The sequence below is a fragment of the Crossiella sp. CA-258035 genome (assembly GCF_030064675.1).
Classification (GTDB): domain Bacteria; phylum Actinomycetota; class Actinomycetes; order Mycobacteriales; family Pseudonocardiaceae; genus Crossiella.
This window is the reverse complement of the sequence record NZ_CP116413.1, coordinates 3,440,452-3,462,097: the sequence shown is the minus strand read 5'-3', so window position 1 is coordinate 3,462,097 and position 21,646 is coordinate 3,440,452. Positions and strand designations below refer to the sequence as shown.

At 71.2% G+C, this 21,646-nt stretch carries 24 protein-coding genes; 14 read left to right on the top strand and 10 right to left on the bottom strand.

From position 1 onward, the window contains the following. Positions 1–33 precede the first annotated feature (33 nt). From N8J89_RS15970 to N8J89_RS15960, 3 genes are read left to right on the top strand one after another with little or no spacing between them, the layout of a single operon-like run. A complete protein-coding gene (locus tag N8J89_RS15970; protein ID WP_283665133.1) occupies positions 34–1,491 on the top strand; it encodes an aldehyde dehydrogenase in 1,458 nt (485 codons plus the stop codon). After that, positions 1,491–2,378 carry a DODA-type extradiol aromatic ring-opening family dioxygenase gene (locus N8J89_RS15965; RefSeq protein ID WP_283665132.1) on the top strand — a complete coding sequence of 296 codons (888 nt, stop codon included), beginning with the start codon at positions 1,491–1,493 and terminating at the stop codon, positions 2,376–2,378. The genes N8J89_RS15970 and N8J89_RS15965 overlap by 1 nt, the downstream gene beginning before the upstream one ends. A gap of 2 nt (positions 2,379–2,380) precedes the next feature. After that, positions 2,381–3,226: a fumarylacetoacetate hydrolase family protein gene (locus N8J89_RS15960; RefSeq protein ID WP_283665131.1), complete on the top strand. Its 846-nt coding sequence runs from the start codon at positions 2,381–2,383 to the stop codon at positions 3,224–3,226. Between the two features lie 94 nt (positions 3,227–3,320). Here N8J89_RS15960 and N8J89_RS15955 read toward each other — a convergent pair whose 3' ends face one another. Beyond that, entirely contained in the window at positions 3,321–4,070 is a 750-nt protein-coding gene (locus N8J89_RS15955; RefSeq protein ID WP_283665130.1) for an alpha/beta fold hydrolase, read from the bottom strand. A 129-nt stretch (positions 4,071–4,199) separates the two neighbouring features. Between N8J89_RS15955 and N8J89_RS15950 the strand changes: the two genes are divergently transcribed. From N8J89_RS15950 to N8J89_RS15940, 3 genes are all read left to right on the top strand, one after another. After that, positions 4,200–4,655 (top strand): GNAT family N-acetyltransferase, encoded by a 456-nt coding sequence (locus N8J89_RS15950; protein ID WP_283665129.1) that lies wholly within the window; start codon positions 4,200–4,202, stop codon positions 4,653–4,655. 68 nt (positions 4,656–4,723) lie between these two features. Beyond that, positions 4,724–5,428, top strand: a complete 705-nt coding sequence (locus tag N8J89_RS15945; protein WP_283665128.1) for a FadR/GntR family transcriptional regulator — start codon at positions 4,724–4,726, stop codon at positions 5,426–5,428. Positions 5,429–5,486: 58 nt separating this feature from the next. Next, on the top strand, positions 5,487–7,445 hold the full coding sequence (locus tag N8J89_RS15940; RefSeq protein ID WP_283665127.1) for a right-handed parallel beta-helix repeat-containing protein: 1,959 nt from the start codon (positions 5,487–5,489) through the stop codon (positions 7,443–7,445). Between the two features lies 1 nt (position 7,446). Here N8J89_RS15940 and N8J89_RS15935 read toward each other — a convergent pair whose 3' ends face one another. Beyond that, complete coding sequence (locus N8J89_RS15935; RefSeq protein ID WP_283665126.1) at positions 7,447–7,815, bottom strand: VOC family protein; 369 nt, start codon at positions 7,813–7,815, stop codon at positions 7,447–7,449. Positions 7,816–7,889: 74 nt separating this feature from the next. Here N8J89_RS15935 and N8J89_RS15930 point away from each other — a divergent pair, with 74 nt between their 5' ends. Then, the gene (locus tag N8J89_RS15930; RefSeq protein WP_283665125.1) at positions 7,890–8,336 is read left to right on the top strand and encodes a MarR family winged helix-turn-helix transcriptional regulator; all 447 of its coding nucleotides are present in this window, start codon (positions 7,890–7,892) and stop codon (positions 8,334–8,336) included. On the opposite strand, the gene N8J89_RS15925 is transcribed toward N8J89_RS15930, so the two are convergent. The 3 genes from N8J89_RS15925 to N8J89_RS41745 form a co-directional block, all read right to left on the bottom strand. Next, positions 8,328–9,449, bottom strand: a complete 1,122-nt coding sequence (locus N8J89_RS15925; RefSeq protein ID WP_283665124.1) for an oxygenase MpaB family protein — start codon at positions 9,447–9,449, stop codon at positions 8,328–8,330. The genes N8J89_RS15930 and N8J89_RS15925 overlap by 9 nt on opposite strands. A 73-nt stretch (positions 9,450–9,522) precedes the next feature. Beyond that, positions 9,523–10,161: a GOLPH3/VPS74 family protein gene (locus N8J89_RS15920; RefSeq protein ID WP_252480967.1), complete on the bottom strand. Its 639-nt coding sequence runs from the start codon at positions 10,159–10,161 to the stop codon at positions 9,523–9,525. Between the two features lie 79 nt (positions 10,162–10,240). Continuing rightward, complete coding sequence (locus N8J89_RS41745; RefSeq protein WP_349497487.1) at positions 10,241–10,525, bottom strand: hypothetical protein; 285 nt, start codon at positions 10,523–10,525, stop codon at positions 10,241–10,243. Between N8J89_RS41745 and N8J89_RS41740 the strand changes: the two genes are divergently transcribed. The 5 genes from N8J89_RS41740 to N8J89_RS15895 all read left to right on the top strand — a co-directional run bounded on the left by N8J89_RS41740 (position 10,504) and on the right by N8J89_RS15895 (position 13,775). Next, positions 10,504–11,265, top strand: a complete 762-nt coding sequence (locus tag N8J89_RS41740; protein ID WP_349497486.1) for a pentapeptide repeat-containing protein — start codon at positions 10,504–10,506, stop codon at positions 11,263–11,265. The two genes, N8J89_RS41745 and N8J89_RS41740, sit on opposite strands and share 22 nt — an antisense overlap. Beyond that, positions 11,186–11,665, top strand: a complete 480-nt coding sequence (locus N8J89_RS15910; protein WP_283665122.1) for an SRPBCC family protein — start codon at positions 11,186–11,188, stop codon at positions 11,663–11,665. The genes N8J89_RS41740 and N8J89_RS15910 overlap by 80 nt, the downstream gene beginning before the upstream one ends. A gap of 112 nt (positions 11,666–11,777) precedes the next feature. Then, positions 11,778–12,275 carry a hypothetical protein gene (locus N8J89_RS15905; RefSeq protein ID WP_283665121.1) on the top strand — a complete coding sequence of 166 codons (498 nt, stop codon included), beginning with the start codon at positions 11,778–11,780 and terminating at the stop codon, positions 12,273–12,275. A gap of 2 nt (positions 12,276–12,277) precedes the next feature. Beyond that, positions 12,278–12,463: a hypothetical protein gene (locus N8J89_RS15900; RefSeq protein ID WP_283665120.1), complete on the top strand. Its 186-nt coding sequence runs from the start codon at positions 12,278–12,280 to the stop codon at positions 12,461–12,463. A 91-nt stretch (positions 12,464–12,554) separates the two neighbouring features. Beyond that, complete coding sequence (locus tag N8J89_RS15895) at positions 12,555–13,775, top strand: MFS transporter (protein WP_283666177.1); 1,221 nt, start codon at positions 12,555–12,557, stop codon at positions 13,773–13,775. Here N8J89_RS15895 and paaN read toward each other — a convergent pair. The 4 genes from paaN to pdhA are packed head-to-tail and all read right to left on the bottom strand — an operon-like array spanning position 13,726 to position 18,824. After that, positions 13,726–15,399, bottom strand: coding sequence for a phenylacetic acid degradation protein PaaN (gene paaN, locus N8J89_RS15890; RefSeq protein WP_283665119.1), 1,674 nt, complete (start codon positions 15,397–15,399; stop codon positions 13,726–13,728). The genes N8J89_RS15895 and paaN overlap by 50 nt on opposite strands. Before the next feature lie 23 nt (positions 15,400–15,422). Next, entirely contained in the window at positions 15,423–16,715 is a 1,293-nt protein-coding gene (locus N8J89_RS15885; protein WP_283665118.1) for a dihydrolipoamide acetyltransferase family protein, read from the bottom strand. Continuing rightward, positions 16,712–17,722, bottom strand: coding sequence for an alpha-ketoacid dehydrogenase subunit beta (locus N8J89_RS15880; protein ID WP_283665117.1), 1,011 nt, complete (start codon positions 17,720–17,722; stop codon positions 16,712–16,714). Before N8J89_RS15880 ends, N8J89_RS15885 begins: the two co-directional genes overlap by 4 nt. 1 nt (position 17,723) lies before the next feature. Continuing rightward, positions 17,724–18,824 (bottom strand): pyruvate dehydrogenase (acetyl-transferring) E1 component subunit alpha, encoded by a 1,101-nt coding sequence (gene pdhA, locus N8J89_RS15875; protein WP_283665116.1) that lies wholly within the window; start codon positions 18,822–18,824, stop codon positions 17,724–17,726. Between the two features lie 129 nt (positions 18,825–18,953). Here pdhA and N8J89_RS15870 point away from each other — a divergent pair, with 129 nt between their 5' ends. Next, a complete protein-coding gene (locus N8J89_RS15870; protein WP_502868451.1) occupies positions 18,954–19,451 on the top strand; it encodes an Lrp/AsnC family transcriptional regulator in 498 nt (165 codons plus the stop codon). Between the two features lie 174 nt (positions 19,452–19,625). Continuing rightward, complete coding sequence (locus tag N8J89_RS15865) at positions 19,626–20,834, top strand: S8 family peptidase (protein ID WP_283665115.1); 1,209 nt, start codon at positions 19,626–19,628, stop codon at positions 20,832–20,834. Between the two features lie 69 nt (positions 20,835–20,903). On the opposite strand, the gene N8J89_RS15860 is transcribed toward N8J89_RS15865, so the two are convergent. Then, a complete protein-coding gene (locus tag N8J89_RS15860; RefSeq protein ID WP_283665114.1) occupies positions 20,904–21,629 on the bottom strand; it encodes an SDR family NAD(P)-dependent oxidoreductase in 726 nt (241 codons plus the stop codon). Positions 21,630–21,646: the final 17 nt, after the last annotated feature.

Below are 21,646 nucleotides of genomic sequence, written 5' to 3'. Positions count from 1 at the left end.
TTGGACCCAAACGATATTCCGGGAGGCAGCGAAATGCCACAGCAGGCCGGACTCGCGGTGGACCCCGGACACTGGATCGGCGGCCGCAGGCTCGCCTCGGCGGCGACCTTCACCGACCACTCCCCCATCGACGGCGCCCCGCTCGGCGAGTTCGCCCGCGGCGGCGCGGCGGAGGTCGACGCGGCGGTCAGCGCGGCCCAGCAGGCGTTCCCGGCCTGGGCGAAGACCGCACGGGAGGACCGCGCCCGGCTGCTGCACGCCATCGCCGACGGCATCGAGGCCCGCCTGGACGAGCTGGCCCACGCCGAGACCCTGGACAACGGCGCGCTGCTGCGCTCGCACCGCGACAGCGTGATCCCCAGGGCCGCGCACAACTTCCGGTTCTTCGCCGACTGGCTGCTCGACGGCCTGCCCCGCCCCGACCTGGACACCAGGGGCCACCGCAACCGGATCAGCTGGGACCCTGCCGGGGTGTGCGCGCTGATCACCCCGTGGAACGCGCCGCTGATGCTGGCCACCTGGAAGATCGCGCCCGCGCTGGCCGCCGGGAACACCGTGGTGCACAAACCCGCCGAGTGGTCCCCGCTGACCGCCTCCCTGCTCGCCGGCATCACCGCGCACGCCGGCCTGCCCGACGGCGTGTTCAACCTGGTCCAGGGCCTGGGCGCGGAAGCGGGCGAGGCACTGACCCGGCATCCCGGCGTGCGGCGGATCAGCTTCACCGGCTCGGTGCCCACCGCCAGGACCATCGCCGCCAACGCCGCCGCGCGACTGACCCCGGTCTCCCTGGAACTGGGCGGCAAGTCACCGCTGCTGGTCTTCGCCGACGCCGACCTGGACCTGGCCGTGGAACTGGCGGTCGGGCAGTACGACAACGCGGGCCAGGTGTGCCTGTCCGCGGTCCGGCTGCTGGTCGCCGAGGAGATCCACGATGAGTTCCTGCACCGCTTCCTGGCCAGGGCGGGCCAGCTCCGGCAAGGCGATCCGCGACTGCCGGAGACCGACATCGGCCCGCAGATCCACCAGCGCCAGTTCGACCGGATCGACGGGTTCGTCCAGCGCGCACTGGCGGAAGGGGCGACCGCGCTGCTCGGCGGCGGCCCCAACACCGACCTCGGCGGCCTGTACTACCGGCCCACCCTGCTCACCGGCGCGGCGCCGGGCAGCGAGATCCTCACCGAGGAGGTCTTCGGCCCGGTGCTGACCCTGCAACGCTTCCGCACCGAGGCCGAGGCGGTGGCACTGGCCAACAACACCCGCTTCGGCCTGGCCGCCGCCGTGGTCACCGGCGACCCCGAACGGGCCGAACGGGTCACCCACGAACTGGTCGCCGGGACGGTGTGGGTGAACTGCTTCTTCGTCCGCGACCTGCGCGCGCCCTTCGGCGGCAGCCGGGAGTCCGGCATCGGGCGCGAGGGCGGCGACTGGAGCTTCGACTTCTTCTGCGATGTGAAGAACACCGTGTTCGCGCCGAAGGGCTGGGGGAAGTAGTGGGTGAGGTGGTGGGCGCGGGCCTGCTCTCGCACGTGCCGACGATCATGCTCGACGAGCGGGTCCGGCGAGAGCTCAACAACGGCAAGGACACCACACTCGTGTCCGGGCTCCAGCGGCTGCGCGCCGAGGTGTTCGACACCCTGGACTACGACACCGTGGTGGTGCTCGACTCGCACTGGGCGACCACGGTGGAGTTCGTGGTCACCGCGCAGGACCACCGCGCCGGGCTGTTCACCTCCGAGGAGCTGCCCCGCGGCATGTGCCGGATTCCCTACGACTTCCCCGGCGATCCCGAACTGGCGCACGCGATCGCCGCGCACGGCGAGGCCAGGGGCACCTGGATCACCCCGATCGCCGACCACCACCTGCCGATCATGTATGCCACGGTCAACCTCTGGCACTACCTCGGCGTGCCCGGCAAGCGCTGGATCTCCATCGGCGTCTGCCAGACCGCCGAGGAGGAGGACGACCTGCGGCTGGGCCGGGCGCTGGCCGACGGCATCGCCGCCACCGACCGCAAGGTGCTGCTGCTGGCCTCGGGCGCGCTCTCGCACACCTTCTGGCCACTGCGCGAACTGCGCGCGCACGAGTCCGCCGGGGTCGAGCACATCTTCACCCCGGAGGCGGCCAAGGCCGACCTGGAGCGCATCGACTGGTTCGGCGCGGGCGACCACGCCAGGGTGCTGGACACCATGCCGGAGTTCCGGAAGTTCAAGCCGGAGGCGGGTTTCGCGCACTACCTGATGCTCGCGGGCGCACTCGGCGAACGCCGGTGGAGCGCGCCGGGCCGGCTGTTCTCCGCCTACGAGAACGCCATCGGCACCGGGCAGGCGCACATCTGGTTCGACCGTCCGGCCACCGGCTGGACCGGCGAGGGGGTCTGACCGTGGTGGAGTTCCGGCGCATCCTGCTCGACGGCGTGGTCACCGAGGTGCACCGGGTGGGCGACCGGCTGGTCTGCCGCGACGGCCGCGCCGTGCACGTGGACCAGGCCGCCCACCTGTCCCCCGTGCTGCCCAGCAAGATCATCGCGGTGCACCTGAACTACCGCAGCCGGGTGGAGGAGTTCGGCACCACGCTGCCGCCCGCGCCGACCTACTTCCACAAACCGGTCTCCGCGCTCAACGCCCACGGCGGCGACGTGGTCCGCCCGGAAGGCTGCCGGTTCCTCAACTACGAAGGCGAGATCGCGGTGGTGATCGGCCGCACCTGCCGCAACATCGCCCCCGCCCAGGCCCCCGCGCACATCGCCGGGTACACCGTGGCCAACGACTACGGCCTGCACGACTTCCGCGACACCGACGCCGGATCCATGTTGCGGGTCAAGGGATCCGACACCCTCGCCCCGCTCGGCCCCGGCGTGGTCCCGGACTGGGACTTCCGCGGCAAGGGCATCCGCACCCTGGTCAACGGCACGGTCGTGCAGGACGGCAACACCGACGAGATGCGCTGGGACATGCACTACCTGGTCGCCGACCTCGCCCGCACCATCACCCTGGTCCCCGGCGACGTGCTGCTCACCGGCACCCCGGCCAACTCCCGACCGGTCGAGCCCGGGGATGTGGTGGAGGTCGAGGTGGAGGGGCTCGGCCTGCTGCGCAACCGGATCGTCAGCGGCCCGGAGCCGGTCCGGGCGGATGTGGGCGCGCAGCCGACCGAGTCCGAGGAGGTCCGCTCCACCGCGCTGGGCGGGGACTGGGAGTTCCGCGGAATCCGGCCGCCGCGGCGGTAAGTCCACGACGACCGGATCCACTGCCAGCCTGCGGAGACCGTGCCGCTGTTCTGGCGGTTCATGAGCGAGAAGTTCGGCGTGCGGCCGACTCCGCTCAGCCCAGGAACCGGTCGATCATCGGCAGCAGCAGGTCCGTCCGGCGGATGACGTCCATGTGCGTGGTCTGCGGCAGCACCGCCAGGTGCGCCTGGGCCAGGTGGTCGTGGAACTCCACCGCGTGCGAGAGCTTGATGAAGTCCCTGTCCCCCAGGATGAGCAGCGTCTCCGCGGTGATCGAGCTGAGCTGCGCCGGCGTCCACCCGGTCCAGCCGTGCACGGTGACCTGGAGGTTGGCCATGAACTTGTCGAAGTGGTCCGGGTCCGGCGCGACCGCGCGGTAGGCCTGCACCATCGCGGCGAAGTCGGCTTCGGTGGGCAGCAGGTCCGAGGTCTGGGCCGGGTCGGTGATCTCCGGCTTGTACCCGTCCGGGTGGAAGTGGGTGGCCGCCGCGACCACCCGCCCGGCCCGCGCGGGGTGGGCCAGCGCGACCTGCACCGCGACCAGTCCGCCCAGGCTGAAGCCGAACAGGTCCGCCTGCTCGACGCCCAGGTGGTCCAGCACGCCCACCACGTCGGCGGCGAACTCGGCGATGGTGCCGGGCCGGTCGCGGTCGGCGGTGTGGCCGTGGCCCTGCAGCTCGATGGCGATCACCTGGCGTTCTTCGGCCAGCGCGCCCAGCAGCGGGCCGAAGCACAGGTCGATGGTCAGGGCACCGCCGTGCAGCAGCACCAGCGGGCGGCCCTCGCCGCGCACCTCGTAGTAGACGGCCAGGTCGGACAGCGGGGCGTAGCCGGTGGTGGTCATGGTCTTCTCTCCTTGGTTGACGCCTTCACCAGCATGGACGAGCGCCGGACACCGAACTCATCGGCGACACGCTGTGGGCTGGGTCACAGCACCGGGTGGCGGCGCGCTGGGCCGGAGTGGAATGGCCGCATGATCACCGTGGCCCCCGCCGATCCGGCGCAGCTCCCGGCCCTGGTCCGCCTGCTGACCGGCTACCACCTGGCCACCGAGGCGGAGAAGGGCAGCCCGGTCCCGGACGCCCCCGCCCTGCCCGAGCGCTACCGCCGCGAGATCCTCGACCCGGCCACCGCCTTCGCCGCGGACCTGGTGCTGCTGGCCGTCGCGGAGGAGCCGGTGGGTTGTGTGGTGCTCACCCCGGACGCCGAGCTGAAGCGGCTCTGGGTGGATCCGGCCTGGCGGGGACGCGGGGTGGCGCGGCAGCTGACCGAGGCCGCGGTGGCCGCCGCCGGGACCGGGGTGCGGCTGTCGGTGTGGCGGTGGCGGACCGGGGCGATCGGGCTGTACCGGCGGCTGGGGTTCACCGAGGTCGAGTCGTGGGACGCGCGGGACGGGATGGTGTGCTTCAGGCTGGTCGGGTTGGACTGAATGCCCACCGCGCCGGCGGCCTGCTGGACCGAGCCACTGGAGGCCGAGGTGGCGACTACTGTGCGCGCATGACCACGCACCGCCCGCGCGGCGTGCACGGCCAGACCGTCGAGGTGCTGGCCGGCCGCATCCTGTCCAACGAGCTGGCCGAGGGCGAGACCCTGGACCTGCCCGCGTTGCGCGCCGAGCTGGACGTGAGCCTGACCGCGCTGCGCGAGGCGCTGAAGGTGCTCACCGCCAAGGGGATGATCGACGCGCGGCAGAAGCGCGGGACCTTCGTGCAGCCGCGCAGCTCGTGGAACATGCTGGACACCGACGTGATGCGCTGGCAGACCTCGGCCACCGCGGCCACCGACCTGTTCGACGAGCTGACCGAGGTGCGGGCGGTGGTGGAACCGGCGGCCGCGGCGATGGCCGCGCGGCGGGCCAACGGCATCGAGGTGGCGGCGCTGGCCGCCGCGCTGGAGCGGATGGCCGCCGCTGGCACGGACATCGAGGAGGTGGTGGCCGCCGACCTGGCCTTCCACCGGGCGCTGTTGTCGGCCACGCACAACAACTTCCTGGTGCAGATCGAGCGGGTGATCGCGATCGGCCTGGCCGCGCGGGACCGCCTGGTGCACGGCGCGGACCCGGCCGACGATCCGGTGCCCAGCCACCGCGCGGTCTACGAGGCGGTGCGCGCCGGTGATCCGGTGGCGGCCGAGGCGGCCATGCGCGCGCTGGTGGACAAGTCGAGCGCGGATCTGGACCGCGTCAAGCGACCTCGCGATTGACTGCCCGTTAGGGAGCGAAGTCAGCCGGATCCGGTGCTGGCGCGGGCAGACTCGCGGCATGACCCAGTGGCTCCCGTCCCGCCGCGCCGCGCTCACCGGCCTGGCCGCGCTCTCCGCCAGCGCCCTTACCGGACAAGGCATCGCGGCCGCGGCGCCGGCCCCCTCGAAGATCATCGACCTCGGCACTATCGGGGTCAGCCGGACCGGTGGCGGCGATCCGGTCAAGAACACCGAGCTGATCCAGCAGGCGCTGGACGAGCTCACCGACAACTGCGTGCTCCACATCCCGGCCGGCATCTACCTGGTCGCGCCCGTGCCCGGGGTCTGGATGCAGGCCCCGATCCTGCGGATCCCGCCCTGCCGCAACCTGATCGTGCGCGGCGACGGACCGGCCTCGGTGCTCAAGGTCGCGGACATGGTCGGCGACCAGCCCTACCTCTACGGGTCGGTGCTGGGCTTCGCCAAGGGTCCAGTCGACCCGGACCTGGTGTGCTTCACCGACTTCGCCATCGACCACAACAGCGAGCACAACCGGGTGCCGGTGCTGGCCGGGCCGGAGGGCAAGACCCCGGTGCTGGTCAGCTCGGTCTCCACCTACGCCTACACCCCGCGGTTCGGCCGGATCACCGTGCGGCACTTGACCATCCACCGCTCCGACTCCCGGGTCTCGCTGTACTTCCCCGGCGAGGCCGGCTCCGGCAGCGTCGCGGTGCACGACTGCCTGTGGACCGAAGCGAGCAACCGCACCGGCGCGCCCGAGGACGACCACTCCTTCATCAACGCCACCTGCACCTCGCTCACCGTGCGGCACAACAGGTTCCACGGCGCGTCCTGGGAGCGGGCGCCGCGCACCGCGATCGAGACGCACGCCTCGAACACCCTGGTGCAGGGCAACCTGATCGAGAAGTTCCAGATCGGCGTCAACCTGACCGGCAACGCCCGGCACGGCGGCACCACCTTCCGCCACCTGTGCCAGGACAACCTGATCGAGACCAGCAGGGACGGCATCCTGATCTGGTCGCACCGCTACGGCACGCACACCACCGCCGTCGGTTTTGAGGACATGACCGTCTCCGGCAACCACATCACGCTGCGCGCGGAGGAGTACAAGGGCAGGGTGGCCACCGGGAAGGGCATGCGCGGCATCGGCGTGTTCGCGGTGAAGGGCAACGAGGGCGCGCCCAGCATCGGTTTCCGCAACCTGCTGGTGGCGGGCAACACCATCCGCTACCCGCTGGAGTACGTGGCGCTGGACTACGTGTTCCTGACCGAGCTGGAGCGGCGGGCCGGCGCGATCTCCTTCGCCTTCCACAAGACCACCGCCGCGAACGCGGTGTACGAGAACGTGCGGATCACCGGCAACGTGGTGCACGACTGCGCGTTCTCCGGGCTCTACATCGAAGGCGGGCGGTGGCGCGGGCTCCAGGTCGACGGCAACACCTTCGTCGACTGTGGACACTCCAACTCGACGCGACGCCAGCCCGCCTACAACAACAAGGCGCTGCGGATCTCGGCGCAGCTGCTCGGCGACTGCGTGGTCGCCGGCAACACCTTCCACACCAACCCAGCCCCGGAGCACCACCGCAACCGGGTCAACGGCTACCTCCAGGTCGAGCACACCGGCCCGGACCGGCAGCGGTTCGTGCTCGCCGGCAACGTGATCGCCATCGACCCGGCGTTCCCGGTGAGCGAGATCATCGAGTACGCGCACATCGCGGGCGCGAACACCCAGTGGTCCCTGGACGGCTCGGTGCCCAGGGCCGGCGTGCCGATCACCAACAACGCGCCGGGCGGCACCGGCTCCCGGGTGCGGGTGATGGAGTCCGAGATCACCGCGACCCGGACCGGGAATGCTTGGCAGCAACAGGGTTTCGGCACTGCCGTGCCCACCGGTGGCGGGTTCGCGCCCGGCGATGTGTGGGTCAACACGGCGGTCTCGGCGGCGAACCCGGTGCACTCCTGGGTGTGCGTCACCGGCGGCGCGAGCCCGGTGTGGCGGGAGCTGCGGCTGTCCTGAGTCAGGGCACCGCGGTGAAGAACTCGTAGGCATGGCCGTCGGGGTCGCGCACGTAGACCCCCCGGCCACCGCCGAGGGTGTTGGTGCGCCGGTCCCAGCCGTGTTCCGGGCCGGAGCCGTGGACCAGGTCCGGGTCGGCGGCGAGCACGGCCAGCAGCGCGTCGAAGCGGGCGTCGTCGACCAGGAACGCGTAGTGCCCGGCGGCCAGCGGCTGGTCGTCGGCGAAGTCCACCGTGAGGTCGTCGTTGACCCGCAGCGCCGCGAACGGGCCTGCCGCAACGGGTTCGCCGCCGATGAGCCGGGCCAGGAAGCGGGCGCCGGCCCAGCGGTCGGCGGCCGGGATGATCAGGTGGTTGAGCGTGATGGTCATGAAGCCCTCCAAATGCATGCGTTTCGCACGCAATAAGAGTGCGGTTCGCACGCGTTTGTGTCAAGCTGCTGGGTATGGCGCTCTCTGACGGCGGTCCGGCGTTGTTCCGGCTGGTGCGGTTCTGGTCCCGGCGCTGGGCCGGGCTGGCCGCGGGCGAACAACGCCGGGTGCAGCACGTGCACACCCTGGAAGCCGTGCACAGCGCGGAGAGCACCGGCGCGGAGCCGAGCGTCGGCGAGATCGCGCACCGGCTGGGCCTGGACCACTCCGGAGCCAGCCGGTTGGTCAGGGACGCCACCGCAGCGGGCTACCTGGCACGCGTCGAGTCCGAAGTGGACAGACGAAGGACGGTGCCCAGGCTCACCGAGTCCGGCCGCGAGCTGCTGACCGGCGCGCTGGACTGGCAGCGGCAGGCCTTCGCCGAGCTGACCGCGGACTGGGCCGAGCCGGACCGGCGGCGGTTCGCGGAGTACCTGCGCCGCCTGGCCGAGCAGGTGGACCGGCCGAGCCGGTCAGGCTGAGGCCCCTCGCTCCCCCGTCCACTTCTCGCGCAACTCCTCGGGAATCGTCAGCGCCGTGGACTGCCCGTCGGTCAGCTGCCGCACGTTGACCGAGAGCAGCAGCCGCGCGGCCCGGTCCAGCACCCGCCTGGCCAGCTCGCTCTCGTCCTCGGCCCGCTCCAGCCGCCGCATCACCCGCACCCCCGCGCCCACCAGGCGTCCCCAGCCGCGCTGTTTGGGCACCCCCAGCCATTCGGAGACCTCGGGGTTGACCACCTGCCGGACCATCGCGGGCACCACGCCGTCAAAAGCCTTGCCCGGCATGAGTTTCCGGTACAGCGCCAGCAGGTTGGCGGTCAGCTCGGCGCCCTCCGCGGACGGCCCGTAGCTGGCCTCCACCAGGCTGGTGTTGAGCGCCTCCGCCTCGGCCAGGGTCGCCGGCATCGCCTCGGTGCGGATGCCGAGCAGGTGCCCGGCGACCCGCCACACGTGGTAGTAGTCCTCAGCTTCCTGCTCGGTGACCGAGATGCCGATCCGGCGCATGCCGATGATCACCTGCACGGAGAAGATGAGCAGCGCGCCGAGCAGGTCCTGCTGGCAGATCGGCACCCCGTCGCGTTCGTGGTCCCATTCCGGCGAACGCGAGATGAAGTGGCGCACCGCGGCGTGGATCAGCCGGGTCTTCTGGATCACCGGCACGAACGAGCCGCCGCTGGTGAACGGGTGCGGGGCCATCATGCTCAGCACGAACTGCGCGGTCTCGGACAGCCTGCGGTGCGGCTGGTTGAGCCGGTGGGTCAGGGTGAGCACCTTGGACGGCCGGGGCTGGGCGTAGCAGTTGACCATGGCGCCGAAGGAGAGCACCGAGGCCACGTGCATGCCGTCGTCGAGGAAGAACTCCTGCGCCCGGGCGACCCTGGCCAGGTCGGTCCACGGCGGCGGGTTGTCGGTGGCCACCAGGAACTCGCGCACCACCGGCGGCAGGTGCTCCGGGATCGGCTCGTCGTTGGCGCGCAGCTCGGCCAGCAGCGAGTTGACCCGGCCGATCTCGCCCCCGGCCACCAGCGCGGCGATCACCGCGTCGGCCGGCGGATCGCCCTGGTACTTGAGTTCCTCGACAAACCGCTGGTCCATGCGTGGATCGTCGCCCGGCCCGGCCCGCCGCCGCTGCCGCCATTCGAGCGGTGACCGCCCACCGGTCGAGTGATCAGATGTTCGGGATGATGCTCTCCGGCACGCCCTGCACACCCTGCTGGAGCACCTCGGCCGCCACCGGGTACCGCTCGGCCACCTCGCCCGCGATCCGCTTGGCGGTCTTGCTGCGCCCGGCCACCAGCTGCACCAGCCCCGCCGCGGACAGCAGCGAGATCAGCACCTCGTCCTGCTCGGCCACCTCCTCGGCCCCGAACAGCGCGGCCTTGAGGTCGGCGTGGATCTTCTCCCGCCGCGCGGTGTCCTTGACCTGCCAGGTGGTGCTGGTGAAGAACAGCCTGCGCCGCTCGGTGTGCTCGGTCACCGCCCCCTCGGCCACCAGCCGCCCCATCACCCGGTCCCGCTGCCCGATGGAGAGCTTGCCCATGGCCTCCTTGAGCACCGACCCCTGGTTCTCCTCCAGCGTCGCCAGCGCCTCGTCCAGGGCCGCCACCCCGGTCTCGGAGTTGTCGGTGACGAACAGCCGGAAGTCCTCGCCGAAGAGCTCCAGGCGCTCCAGCTGCGCCAGCTCGATCAACAGGGCGACCGCGAACAGGCCATCGGCCGAGCGCCTGGTGGCGAACTGACCCTGTTCGTTGAGCAGGAGCAGGGCGAAGTCGTCGACCAGCGCGGAAGGGGCGTCGTTCGTGTGCACGCCCGCATCCTAGGCGCTCGGGTATACGGGCAGGTCGGGGTGCCCGGCGATAGTGGCTGGATGGAGCGCGGAACACGGCCTACCGGGTGCTGTCCACGCGGGCCATCCTGCTGTGCGTGATCGGGTTGACCGTGGTCGCGGCCGCCGCGGCGGCAGGCCTGCTGCTCGCCTTCGGCGGCGGTGGCGAGGGCGACCGGGTCCGGCTGGAAGCGATCAAGACCGCCGGCGCCATCGTGGTCGGCACCGCTGGGGCCGCCGCGCTGTGGCTGGCCGCGCGCAGGCAGCGCACGACCGAGATCGCGATGCGGCACCAGGAGCGGGTGGCCGAGGCGACCGAGGCGGATGCGGCCGAGCGGCGGGTCACCGAGCTCTACACCAAGGCGGTGGAACAGCTCGGGTCGGAGAACGCCGCGGTGCGGCTCGGCGGGATGTACGCGCTGGAGCGGCTGGCGCAGAACACGCCCGGTCAGCGGCAGACCATCGTCAACGTGCTGTGCGCCTACCTGCGGATGCCCTACTCACCGCCCGAGGACGGGACCGAGCAAGAGCAGGGGAAGCCCCGGCGAGGCGTTCTGGCCGGACATCGACCTCGACCTCACCGCGGCCACGCTCGTCGACTTCACGCTGACCGACTGCCGCGTGCGCACCGCGCGGTTCGACCGGGCGGACTTCACCGGGGAGGCCAGCTTCACCGGGACCGAGTTCGCCGGGAACGCCACGTTCAGTCGGGCGATCTTCCGCGAGTTGGCCTCGTTCAGCGGGGTGGTGGTCGGCGCGACGGCCAGGTTCGGCCGGGCGATCTTCAGTGACGTGGCCAGCTTTGACGGGAGCACATTCGCCGGAAAGGCCACGTTCACCGGGGTGCGCCTGCGGCTGGACGTGCCGGCGGACATGACCCGGTCCTGGCCCGCCGGTCTTGCCGTGCAAGCCTCAGCGGACGAGGGGGGCTGCTGGTCACGGAACCGGCGCAGCCCACGGGGTGAGCACGGCCTGATTGTCGGTCCCCGCCGCTACGGTCGAGATCATGACCGAGGAAACAACGCAGGTGTCGGTGTCCCGACGGATCGCCGCCCCGGCGGCCGACATCTTCCGGGTCCTGGCTGAACCACGACGGCACGTGGACATGGACGCCTCCCGCATGCTCCGCGAGACCCTGTTCGAGGGGGCGCTCTCGGGCACCGGGCAGGTCTTCACGATGAAGATGCGGTTCAAGCAGCTCGGCGACTACGAGATGGACAACCACGTGGTCGTCTTCGAGCCGGACCGGCGCATCGGCTGGGCTCCGGTCGCCGGTCACGGCCACCCGGAGCAGGGCAGCTCGTGGGGCCACCGGTGGATCTTCGAGCTGAGCCCCGACGGCCCGGATGCCACCGTGGTGACCGAGATCTTCGACCTCACCGGCATGCCCGAGAACCGCCGCGCCGAGGTCGGCCAGGGCCAGGTCTGGCTGCCCGGCATGACCAAGACCCTGGAGCGCCTCGACGCCTTGTGCACCGGCGGCTGATCAGCCCACCAGAACGCGCGGCATGACATTCTCACGGTCATTCGGTGAGCTTTTCGACTGCCATCCCCCATTGGGCGCTCTTTAACCTGAGTGCTATCCAAAAGGGGGATTCATGACAAAAACCCGCACCATCACCCGACTGGCCGCGATCACCCTGGGCGCGGCGGCGATCGTCCTGACACCCGGCTTCGCCGCCGCCGCACCGGTTCAGCCGCCCACCGGTGAGGCCACCGCGGGTACCTACCAGCTCCGGATGGTCAAGTCCGAGGGGCCGACCGCGCAGTTCCAGGTCACCTTCAGCAAGGCCAACCGCTTGGTCGTCGCCGACGGACAACTCCAGGTCAGGGACAGTGCGGACCGCCTGGTCGACGTGGTCGGCCCGCGGCTGGCGCTGGGCGGCACCGAGCTGACCGGGGAGTTCGCCGTGCTGGCGGCCGACCGGTTCAGCTTCACCGTCAAGGACGGGGTGATGCCCCGGTTCACCTGGGGCGGTTTCTGGTGTGGCTCCGCGGCCACGGTTTCCGGGGCGGTGGGCGGTGCGCTGCTCGGTGGGCCGGTCAGGATCGGATTTGGCCTCGGGACCGGCATCGCGGCTGCCGCGACGTGCTAGTGATGGCCAAGAAGTCGAAAGCGGAACGGAACAGCACTGCCTGCGCCATGGCCGCCGTGGCGGTGACCACGTTCGCGCTCGCCAGCAAACTGTTGCCGCCCGAGCTCGCCGTGCCGCTTTTCGCGGCGGCCGCGGCGTTCTCGGTCGGGGTGCTCGCGTACTGGCTGCGCCGCTCCCAGCGGAGGTAGCCGCCTGAGGGCAGACAACCGGTCGTTGTGACCCCGGGACGGCCGGTTGTTTGCCGTGGACCGCCCGGATCGCTTGGATCTCGGGGTGCGACTGGGGCGGGAGTTCGGGTGGTTGTGGGCTTCGTACACGGTCAGCGCGGTCGGCAGCCGGTTGGCCTTCAACGCCTTTCCGCTGGTCGCGATGCTCGTGTTGCAGGCGAGCACGGCGGAGGTGTCCGCATTGGCCGCTGCGGGGCTGGCCGTGGGGGCGGTGGTGGCGATCCCGCTGGGGCCGTGGGTGGAGTTCCGGCGCAAGCGGCCGGTGATGATCGGGATGGACCTGCTCCGGTGCGCGGCGCTGCTGAGCGTGCCGGTGGCGTATGCGCTGGGGTGGCTGGGTTTCGCGCAGCTGCTGGTGGTCTCGGTGGTGGTCGCGGCGGCCGAGATCGCCTACCGGGCGGCCAGCGGGGCTTGGCTGAAGTCCTTGCTGCGGAAGGAAGACCTGGTGCTGGCCAGTGGGCGGCTGGAGGCGACCTCGTGGACCGCCACCGCGCTGGGGCCGCCGCTGGGTGGCGCGGCGATCGGGGTTTTCGGTCCGATGGTGGTGCTGGTGGTCGACGCGGTGAGCTATCTGCTCTCCGCGCTGGGCATCCGGGCCGCCGGTGGGCGGGAGCAGCCGCCGGAGCGGGTGGGCGCGCCGAGGGCCGGTGAGGTGCTCGACGGGTGGCGGCACATCTGGCGGCATCCGGGGCTGCGGTCGCTGCTGGGCAACACGGTGCTGGTGAACGGGCTGATCATGGCGACCGCGCCGCTGATGCTGGTGCTCATGGTGCGGGAGCTGGGGTTCTCGCTGTGGGCCTACGGGCTGGCGTTCTCCGTGCCCTGCCTCGGCGGACTGCTCGGGGCCCGGCTCGCGCCCCGGCTGGTGGCGCGGTTCGGGCAGGAGCGCGTGCTGTGGGTGACCGGCGTGCTGCGGGTGTGCTGGCCGGTGTGGCTGGTGTTCGTGACGCCGGGACTCACCGGACTCGTGCTGGTGCTGGTGGTGCAGTTCGGGCTGGTGGGCTGCATGGGCGTGTTCAACCCGGTGCTGGTGGCCTACCGGCTCGCCGAGATCCCGGCCGGGCTGGTGGCGCGGGTGCTGACCGCGTGGACGATCTCCAGCAACGCCACCGTGGCGGCGCTGACCGCGGCCTGGGGTGTGCTGGCCGGGTTCGCCGGGGCGCGCACCGCGGTCGGGGTCGCCGGAGTGGTGATCCTGGCGACCCCGATCCTGCTGCGGAAGGTCAGGCCGGCGCGTGCCGCCGGGACTGCACGATGTGGAAGCGGCCGGTGACGTAGGCCGGGTCGGTCAGCGCGGCGGTGGCCGCCGGGTTGGCCCCGGTGCCGTGGAAGTCGCTGAAGGCCGCGCTCTGGTTGACGAACACGCCGCCGGTCAGGTTCTCCGACAGGTGCACACCGGCATCGAGCGCCGCCGCGCGGGCCGCGTCGATCACGGCCGCGTCGGTGGAGTAGACCGAGGCGGTCAGCGCGCCCTTGGCCCGCACCGAGGAGCGGAAGATCTCCAGCGCGTGCTCGGTGGAGTCGGTGCTGATCACGAAGGAGATCGGGCCGAACCACTCCTTGGTGTAAGTCTCCTCGTCCTTGGCGTCCAGGCGCACCACCAGCGGGGTGCGGATGGTCGCGCCGGGGTAGGCGGGGTCCTCGACCGGGGTGGAGGCGTGCGCGACCGCGCCCAGGTTCTCCGCCTCGGCCAGGCGCTGCTTGACGCCCTCGTTGACGATCGCGCCGAGGGTGCCCGCGGCGCGGGCCGGGTCGCCGAGCAGCTTGTCCAGCGCGGCGCCCAGGTCGGCGGCGAACTCCTCGGGGCTGCGGGTGCCGTCCTCGGTGCGCACTCCCCCGCCGGGCAGCAGGATGTTCTGCGGGGTGGTGCACATCTGTCCACTGTAGAGGGACAGGGAGAAGGACAGGTTGCGCAGCAAGCCCTTGTAGTCGTCGGTGGAGTCGACCACGACGGTGTTCAGGCCGGCCTTCTCGGTGTAGACCACGGCCTGGCGGGCGTTGCCCTCCAGCCAGTCGCCGAACTCGGTGGAGCCGGTGAAGTCCACGATCCGCACGTCGGGGTGGGTGGCCAGCTCGGCCGCGATCGGCTGGCCGGGGGCCTCCACCGCCAGGGTCACCAGGTTCGGGTCGAACCCGGCCTCGGTGAGCACCTCGCGGGCGATGGTCACGGTCAGCGCCAGCGGCAGCACCGCGCCGGGGTGCGGCTTGACGATCACCGGGTTGCCGGTGACCAGGCTGGCGAACAGGCCGGGGTAGGTGTTCCAGGTGGGGAAGGTGTTGCAGGCGATGACCAGCGACACCCCGCGCGGCACCACGGTGAAGGTCTTGTCCATCACCAGCGGGTCGCCCTTGCGCTGCGGCTTGGCCCAGCGGGCGCTGCGCGGCTGCCTGGCCTGCTCGGCGTAGGCGTAGGCGATGGCCTCCAGCGCGCGGTCCTGGGCGTGCGGGCCACCGGCTTGGAAGGCCATCACGAAGGCCTGGCCGGTGGTGTGCTGCACGGCGTGCGCGAACTCGAAGCTGCGCGCGTTGATCCGGTGCAGGACCTCCATGGCCACCCCGGCGCGCAGGGCCGGTCCGGCGTCCCGCCACGCGGTGATCCCGGCCTTGGCCGCGGCGATCAGCTCGGCGGGCTCGCTGCGCGGGTAGCGGATGCCCAGCTCCAGCCCGAACGGCGAAGTCTCGGTGCCCACGTGGTCGATGACGCCCGGCTGGTCGAGGGGGTAGTCCCTGCCCAGCAGCGCCTGGAACGCGGCCTCACCCGCGGGCGCGGCCTCCTCGCCGTAGACCGACTTGCTGGGGGTCTCCGGGAACGGCGACCAGTACTCGCGGGCGTCGATCGCGGTGACCGCGTGGTCGAGCTGCTCGGCGTGCTTGGCGTGGAAGTCCTGCGCGGACATGCCCTCTCCTCGGAATTGGCTGATCACAGTCTGGCGAGCAGGCCCAGTGGGTTCTCCACCGCGTCGGCGACAAAGCGGAGGAAGCCACCGGCCACTCCACCGTCGCACACCCGGTGGTCGAAGGTGAAGGACAACTGGGTGATCTTTCGGACGGCCAGCTGACCGTCCACCGCCCACGGCCGGTCGATGATCCGGCCGACGCCCAGCATGGCGGCCTCGGGGTGGTTGATGATCGGGGTGGAGCCGTCCACGCCGAACACCCCGTAGTTGTTCAGGGTGAAGGTGCCGCCGGTGAGGTCGGCTGGCTCCAGCGCGCCGTCGCGGGCGCGTTCGGTGAGTGCGGCGATGGCCGCGGCCAGCTCGGCGGTGCTGAGCTGATCTGCGTTGCGCACCACCGGAACCACCAGGCCGCGGTCGGTCTGCGCGGCGAAGCCGAGGTTGACGTGCGGCCAGCGCAGGATCTCCCTGGCTGGACCGTCCACAGAGGAGTTGAGCTCGGGGAACCGCTTCAACCCGGCCACGCAGATCCGGCCGAACAGGGCCAGCAGGCTGATCTTCTGCTCGGGGCAGGCGGCCTGGACCGCCTTCTTGGCCGCCAGCAGTTCGGTGGCGTCGGCGTCGACCCAGGTGGTGGCGTCGGGGATCTCGGCGCGGCTGCGGGAGAGCTTGTCCGCCACCGCCCGGCGCAGGCCGCGCAACGGGATCCGTTCCGGGCCACCGGCATCCGGCAGCGGCACCGCGGTGCTGGCGGCCGCGGCGATGACGGCTTCGACGTCCTTGCGCAGCACGATCCCGGCCGGTCCGCTGGGGGTGATGGTGGACAGGTCGATGTCGTGCTGTTTGGCCAGCCCGCGCACCAGGGGGTTGATCACCCGGGGCGCGAGCTGGGGCTCGGGGGTAGGCACGGCGGCGACCACGGCAGGGGCGGGCTGGCGACGGCGGCGACGGCGAGAACCGTTGTCCTCCTTGGTGCCGTAGCCGATGAGCACGTTGCCCGAGCCCGCGGCGGCCTTGCCGTTCCCCGCTGGGGCCTTGGCGCCCGCGCGTTCCTCGGTCCGGTAGGTCTCGTGCGCGCCCTCGGCGGCGACCGTGATCAGCGGCTTGCCGACCTCCAGCACCGCGCCGGCCTCGCCGTGCAGGGTGAGCACCGTGCCCGCGAACGGGATCGGCACCTCCACCGCGGCCTTGGCGGTCTCCACCTCGACCACGACCTGGTCCACGGTCACCGTGTCGCCGACCGCGACCCGCCAGCTGACCACCTCCGCCTCGGTCAGCCCTTCACCGAGGTCTGGCAGCCGGAAGACCTGCTCGCTCACGCGACCACCTCGGCCACGTAGCGCAGGTCCGGGGTGTCGTCGCGCTGCAACCGGTCCAGGGTGTCCAGGATGCGGTCCACGCCGGGCAGGTGCGCGTGTTCCAGCATCGGCGGCGGGTACGGGATGTCGAAGCCGCTGACCCGCAGCACGGGCGCGTGCAGCGAGTGGAAGCAGCGTTCCTGCACCCTGGCCGCGATCTCCGCGCCGACCCCGGCGAAGCCCTGGGCCTCCTGCACCACCACGCAGCGGCCGGTGCGGCGGACCGAGGCGGCCACCGTCTCGTCGTCGAAGGGCACGATGCTGCGCAGGTCGACGACCTCCACGTCCCAGCCCTCTTCCTTCGCCGCCTCGGCGGCCTGCATGGCCACCGGGGTGGACGGGCCGTAGGCGACGAGGGTGACGTCCTTGCCCTGCCTGCGGATCGCGGCCCGGCCGAAGGGCTCGCCCCTGGTCAGTTCGACGTCGGCCTTGGCCCAGTAGAGCTTCTTGGGTTCCAGGAAGACCACCGGGTCGGGGTCGTCGATGGCCTCGCGCAGCAGCGAGTAGGCGTCGGCGACGGTGGCCGGGGTGACCACCTTCAGGCCGGGGGTGTGCGCGTAGTAGGCCTCGCTGGAGTCGCAGTGGTGCTCCACCCCGCCGATGCCGCCGGCGTAGGGCACCCGGATGACCATGGGCAGGGACAGCGCGCCGCGGGTGCGGTTGCGCAGTTTGGCCACGTGCGAGGCGATCTGCTCGAAGGCGGGGTAGGCGAAGGCGTCGAACTGCATCTCCACCACGGGTTTCATCCCGCCCATGGCCATGCCCACTGCCAATCCGACGATCCCGGCCTCCGCGAGCGGGGTGTCGAAGCAGCGGTCCTCGCCGAGGTCGCGGGTGATGCCGTCGGTGATCCGGAAGACGCCGCCGAGCGCGCCGACGTCCTCACCGAAGACCACCACCCGCTCGTCTTCCTTGATCGCGTCGCGCAATGCCTGGTTCAGCGCCTGGGCCATGGACAGGTTCGGCATCTCAGCGCTCCTCGGCGTCGAGCTCGGCGCGCAGCAGGTCGCGCTGCTCGCGGAGCTGGCTGGTGGGTTCGGCGAAGACGTGCTCGAACAGCTCCATCGGCGCCACGGCCGGTTCGGCGTTCATCCGGGTGCGCAGGTCGGCGGCCTTGGCCTCGGCTTCGGCGGTCCAGTTCTGGATGTCCTCTTCGGACAGTGCGCCGATGCCGCGGAGGTGCTTTTCCAGCCGGGCCATGGGATCGCGGCCCAGCCAGCGCTGGACCTCCTCGTCCTCGCGGTACCGGGTGGCGTCGTCGGCGTTGGTGTGCGCCTCCATCCGGTAGGTGTGCGCCTCGATCAGGAAGGGGCCGTTGCCGCCGCGGGCGTGCTCGACCGCGGCCTGCAGCACCGCGAGCATGGCCACCGGGTCGTTGCCGTCGACCTGTTCGGAGCGCACGCCGTAGCCGATGCCCTTGTAGGACAGGGCGGGCGCGGCGCTCTGCTTGGACAACGGCACCGAGATGGCGTAGCCGTTGCTCTGCACCAGGAAGATCACCGGCGCGTTGAACACCGCGGCGAAGTTGAGCGCTTCGTGGAAGTCGCCCTCGCTGGTGGCGCCGTCGCCGATGAAGGCGAGCACCACGGTGTCCCGGCCCTGCCGCTTCTCCGCGAAGGCCAGCCCGGTGGCGTGCAGGGTCTGGGTGGCCAGCGGGGTGCACTGGGGAGCGGTGTGGGTGGCCTTGGGGTCGTAGCCGCAGTGCCAGTCCCCGCGCAGCAGGGTGAGCACCTCCACCGGGTCCAGGCCGCGGGCGACCAGGGCCATGGACTCGCGGTAGGTGGGGAAGACCCAGTCGGTCTCGCGCAGGGCGAGCACCGCGCCGATCTGGCAGGCCTCCTGGCCGCGGCTGGAGGGGTAGACGGCGAGGCGGCCCTGTTTGGTCAGGGCGGTGGCCTGGGTGTCGAACCGGCGGCCGATGATCATGCGCCGGTAGGCCTCGCGGAGCAGGGCCACGGGCGGTTCGGGGTAGCCGCTGCGGTAGTCGGCTGGACTGCCGTCCTCGGCGAGGAACCGGACCGGGGTCACGGAGGGCAGCAGCGCGTCAGGGCGCGCGGGAGCTTCGGTCACGGCGAACCTCCTGGTCGGACGTCCCTGTCTGACAGGCGTCCTCAAATGGTTGCCCCGACCGGGTGGCTGGCTCAAGATGTGCCAAAAAGGGCAGACGAACGGCTCACCTGAAACGTGAAAGGCGGCAATGTGTCCACCGACAGCAGCACCGTTGGCGCACCCGGCGGACAGATGGCCTCCGCACTGGACGAGGTGGACCGCTCGATCCTGCGGCTACTGGCCAGGGACGGCCGGATCTCGATCAGGACACTGGCCGAGCGGCTGCACATCTCGCGCACCAACGCCTACGCCCGGATCGACCGCCTGGTGGCCGACAAGGTGATCACCGGCTTCGGCGCGAAGATCGATCCGGCGCGGGCCGGACTGGGCACCACCGCGATGGTGGTGGTGACCATCGAGCAGGCCTCGTGGCGCGAGGTCTCCGAGCAGTTGCGCTCGATTCAGTACGTGGAACACCTGACCTTGGTCGGTGGCGACTTCGACGTGCTCGTGCTAGTGCGTGCCCCCGACAACCAGGCCCTGCGGGAGATCGTCCTGGAAAAGATCCAAGAGGTGCTCGGGGTCCGCTCCACCCGCACCTGGCTGGTGTTCGACGAGGTCACCGGCACACACCCGGGCCTGGGTTAGTTAAATTGTGACAAATAATGTGAACTGTTATGTAACGTGACCTACTTTCGTTGCCTTGCTTACTCCGTTCGGGTCAACCAAGCTAGTTCCAGTGGCTGCGAGTAGTCGCCCCCTGTAATTGCAGCCGCAACTCCGTGTGGTGAGGGCTACACGGCGGAGTGAACGGAGTTTTCAATGGCACGAAACCGACGCAGGGCCGTCGTGGGCGCCGGGCTGATCGCCGGCACCTCCCTGCTCGCCCTGGTCGCTTCGGCGCTGCCCGGCCTCGCCGCGCCTGCCGAAGGTCAGATCCTCAACGCGGGAACCGCCAACGCCGTGTCCGGCAGCTACATCGTCACGCTGAAGGACAACACCGTTGGCGCGCAGGACCTGGCCTCCCGGTTCGGTGGCAAGGTCACCGCGACGTATGACAAGACCCTCAACGGCTTCGCCGTCTCGCTGAGCGAGCAGCAGGCCAAGCGGCTGGCCGCGGACCCGCGGGTGGCCACGGTGGAGCAGGACGGCAAGGTCAGCCTGGCCGGGGAGCAGCTGAACCCGGAGTGGGGCCTGGACCGGCTCGACCAGCAGGCGCTGCCGCTGGACAAGAAGTACACCTACGCCAACGAGGGCGCGGGCGTGACCGCCTACATCCTCGACACCGGCGTGCGCCTGACCCACCAGGAGTTCGGTGGCCGCGCCAAGAGCGGCTACGACTTCATCGACAACGACGCGGACGCCAGCGACTGCCAGGGTCACGGCACGCACGTGGCCGGCACCGTGGGCGGCACCAAGTACGGCGTGGCGAAGAAGGCCGACCTGGTGGCCGTGCGCGTGCTCAACTGCCAGGGCAGCGGTCAGTGGTCGCAGATCATCGCGGGCATCGACTGGGTGGCCAAGAACGCCAAGAAGCCGGCCGTGGCGAACATGAGCCTCGGCGGCACCGGCAGCAACGCGGCCATGGAGAACGCGGTCCGGAAGGCGATCACCGCCGGTGTGACCTTCGCGATCGCCGGTGGCAACTCCGGCGCCGACGCGTGCAGCTTCACCCCGGCCCGCGTGGCGGAAGCGATCACCGTGGGCGCCACCCAGCAGAACGACGCCCGCGCGGTGTGGAACGGCCAGTCGGTCGCCTCCAACTGGGGCCGGTGCCTGGACATCTGGGCGCCCGGCACCGCGACCGTGTCCGCGATCCACACCAACGACACCGGCACCTCCACCAAGAGCGGCACCAGCATGGCCACCCCGCACGTCGCGGGCGCGGTCGCGCTGTACCTCTCGGTCAACCAGCAGGCGACCCCGCAGCAGGTGCGGGACGCCCTGGTGAACAACGCGGTGAGCAACAAGCTGACCGACATCAAGACCGGTTCGCCGAACAAGCTGCTCAACATCAGCTTCATCAAGTAAGGCACAGCACTGGCTGAAGGCCGGGCGCGCCGCGAGTTGCGGTGCGCCCGGCCTTCGCCGTACTCCGGATCAGCGGGTGGTGAACGCGCCGCCGTTGACGTGCAGCGTCTGTCCGGTGATGTGCCGCGCCCCGGCCGAGGCGAGGAAGTACGTCGTCTCGGCGATGTCGCTGGGGTGGCCCGCGCGCCCGTTGTGGGTCGCCTTGACCAGCTCGGCGATCCGCTGCTCGCTGAGGTTGCCCTTGAAGAACTCGGTCTCGGCGATGTAGCCGGGCGCGACCAGGTTGGCGGTCAGCCCCTTGGGGCCGACCTCGGCGGAGAGCCCGGCGTTCCACGCGTGCAGGGCCGCTTTGGCCGCGCCATAAGAGAATCCGGCGTGCTCCGCGGCGATGGAACCGATGTTGACGATGGTCCCGCCGGGGCGGAGCTTGTCCAGCACGGCGGTGGTGGTGAGCACCGCGCTGAGCAGGTTGGCCTCCAGGTTCGCCCGCCAGCCCGCCGCGACCTGCTCCAGCGGGGACAGCGCCTGGTCGGACTCGTCGAAGTCGGTGTTGCCACCGGCCATGTTGACCAGCACGTCCAGCTCCGGCCCCAGTTCCCCGGCCAGCCGGGCCACCTGCTGCGGATCGGTGGCGTCGCAGACGATCGGCCGGGCGTCGATCTCGGCGGCTGTCCTGGCCAGCCGGTCGGCGTCCCGGCCGGTGATGACCACGGTGTCGCCGTCGGCGCGGAACCGGGCGGCCACCGCCTTGCCGAGTCCAGTGCTACCGCCGGTGACCAGCACGATTCGGGTCATGTCAGATCCCCCTCTGC